At 63.0% G+C, this 2,458-nt stretch carries 2 protein-coding genes and 1 pseudogene; 2 read left to right on the top strand and 1 reads right to left on the bottom strand.

The features are described from left to right. On the top strand, window positions 1–369 hold a 369-nt coding region (locus VN419_RS08175; RefSeq protein WP_325646345.1), incomplete at its 5' end, for a hypothetical protein. Window positions 370–458: 89 nt separating this feature from the next. On the opposite strand, the gene VN419_RS08170 is transcribed toward VN419_RS08175, so the two are convergent. Further along, entirely contained in the window at window positions 459–1,802 is a 1,344-nt protein-coding gene (locus tag VN419_RS08170; protein ID WP_325646343.1) for a tetratricopeptide repeat protein, read from the bottom strand. A 288-nt stretch (window positions 1,803–2,090) separates the two neighbouring features. On the opposite strand from VN419_RS08170, the pseudogene VN419_RS08165 reads away from it, so the two are divergent. After that, window positions 2,091–2,458, top strand: a pseudogene (locus tag VN419_RS08165) (flagellin); the annotation flags it as partial.

Raw genomic sequence — 2,458 nt, 5'->3', positions numbered from 1 at the left:
CGTCATGCACGGCTGTTTGCCACGCTAGCGAGGTTGCCCGTGTCCCGCAATACAATACTGACTGCGCTCGTCTTCGCCCTCACCTATGTGGGGAGCTTCTATTTTCGCATCTATGTGGTGGATACCCCGGTGAGCGGGGCGGGCGGCAACGCGCTCTTGATGGCCGCGCGGCAGGCCGTGCTCTGGGGCCAGCTCTCCGGGGCCTGGGGAATGGGCAGCCTGTTCGCCGGGGGCTTGGCGCTGTTCATCGGCGGGCGCGGGCCGGTGCTCTTGTGGAGCTTCCTTACGGCCATGGCTTTGTGCAATTATAATGTCGACCTGGGCGCCATCGGCTTCGTGCTGGGCTTCCTGCGCATAGTCCGCTTCTAGCACAGCGCGCCACATCGGCACAGCTGTTCTGCACAGCGGCGGGCCTGCGGCCCGCTTCCCTCTTTCTGCCCCGGGGCGTGGCCCCGGCCCTACGCGCCCAGCTGCTCCAGCCGGGCCAGCAGCCGCTTGGAGGCCGCGTGGTTCGGGTCCTGCGCCAGGGCGGCGCCCAGGTAGTGCCGGGCAGAGTTGACGTCCTTGGTCATGGCGAAGGCGTTGGCCATGTTGTAGGCCACGATGGGCGCGGTCTTGTGGAAGTCCGGGGCGATGCGCTGCACCTGCTCGAAGGCCCCCACGGCCATGCGGTGCAACTGGCCGTCGGCGTAGGCCAGGCCCATGTTGTACAAAATGCGCTCGTCCGACGGTGACACGGTGAGGGCTTTTTTGTAGTTCTCCACGGCCTCGCGCCACTTTCCCTGCCGCCGCAGCGCGATGCCCAGGCGGTTGAAGGTGACCATGTCATCCACCGTGAGGTTGGCGCCCTTCATGTCCAGAAGCTGCACGTAATACTTCTCCGCCAGCTCCGGCGAGGCTTCCCCCACCATCTCGGCGATGTCCTGCACCACGCGGTCCACATGGTTCATGGCCTCGCGCTGGGCGTTGGCTATGGCGGCGCTGAAATACTGGTCCGCGCGCTCCATCTCGTTCTTGCGCACGTAGACCTTGCCGATCTCGCATTTGCGGTCGGTGTTCAGGGGGCTGATGACGTCGAGCTTGCGCAGGTAGCGCAGGTAGGCATCCTCGTCGTTGTCCTTGTGGGCCTCGGCCAGCTTTTTCAGCGGCTCCAGGTACAGGCGCGCGCCCACGTGGGCGGCCTCGTAGGAGCGGATGGCCTCGTCGCGGCGGTTCTCGGCCAGGAAGGCGTCGCCCAGGAGCATGAAGGCCACAGGGCTTTTGTCCTTCAGGCGCAGAATCTCCTGGGCGATCTGCTTCACCTTGGCCGTGTCGCCCAGGTCGAGGCTGACGCGGGCCTCCTGCACCAGCTGGCTGATTTTGCCCTGGGGCTTTATGGCGCCGGCCATCTTTTCCACCAGGGTGTCCACGCTCACCGGCTTGGTGAGGATGCTGTCCACCCCGATCTCGTAGAGCTGCGAGAGGTCGGCCTTGCTGGTCTCCTGGGTCATGACCATGACCCGGGCTTCCGGGAAGGTGGTCTTGACCGTGCGCAGGAAGTCCAGATTGCTTTTGCCGCGCAGCAGCCTGTCGGCCAGGACGAGCACGGGCAGCTTGCGCGACAGGCGGTCGCGCACGGTGGCCAGGGCATGCACGGGGTCCACATGCACCAGCAGGCAGTCTGTTTTCACGCCCAGAGTCTTGAACACAGTGCCACGCAGGGCGCGCACAAAGAGGGGATCATCCGAGAGCATGACGAGAGTGCCCGCCTGGCTTTCAAGGAAGTCGCGGAGATCCTGGTCGAATTTGAGGGCTGGTGGCATTCGTGTCTCGTGCTCTTGTCCGTTGGGGGGGCGTAGGAGCTGGAATACTGCCACACTCATATATACTCGACATATTCGGCTGTCGAGTGCGTACAGATAAAAATGAGTACCGGCGACAAGCCGCTGACGCCCGGCAGCTTTTTCTGGGCACGGCGCTAGTCTTCGACATAGTCTAGACAAATCCTTGATCGATAACATCCCGTATTTTAGAGAATAATGCGTGTTGGCATCACCAATGCATGCGTGGCCGCAAAAGGGAATGTTTTTTCGAACAAGGAGGTTTACGTCATGTCTTTGGTTATCAATCACAACCTGATGGCCATGAACGCGTCCCGCAACCTGGGCACCGCGTATGGCAACCTGTCCACCTCGACCCAGCGCCTGTCTTCTGGCCTGCGCGTGAACACCGCGGCCGACGACGCCGCGGGCCTGGCCATCCGCGAACTCATGCGCGCGGACATCAAGAGCCTGAACCAGGGCGTGCGCAACGCCAACGACGCCATCTCCATGATCCAGACCGCGGACGGAGCGCTCGGCGTCATCGACGAAAAGCTTATCCGCCTGAAGGAACTGGCCATGCAGGCCTCGACGGGCACCTACTCGTCCGACCAGCGCCTGATGATCGACTCCGAATACCAGGCCATGTGCTCGGAAAT

The sequence above is a fragment of the Humidesulfovibrio sp. genome, assembly GCF_035560995.1.
Classification (GTDB): Bacteria; Desulfobacterota; Desulfovibrionia; order Desulfovibrionales; family Desulfovibrionaceae; genus Humidesulfovibrio.
The sequence above is the reverse complement of the archived record's forward strand: the minus strand, read 5'-3'. Positions and strand labels throughout refer to the sequence as shown.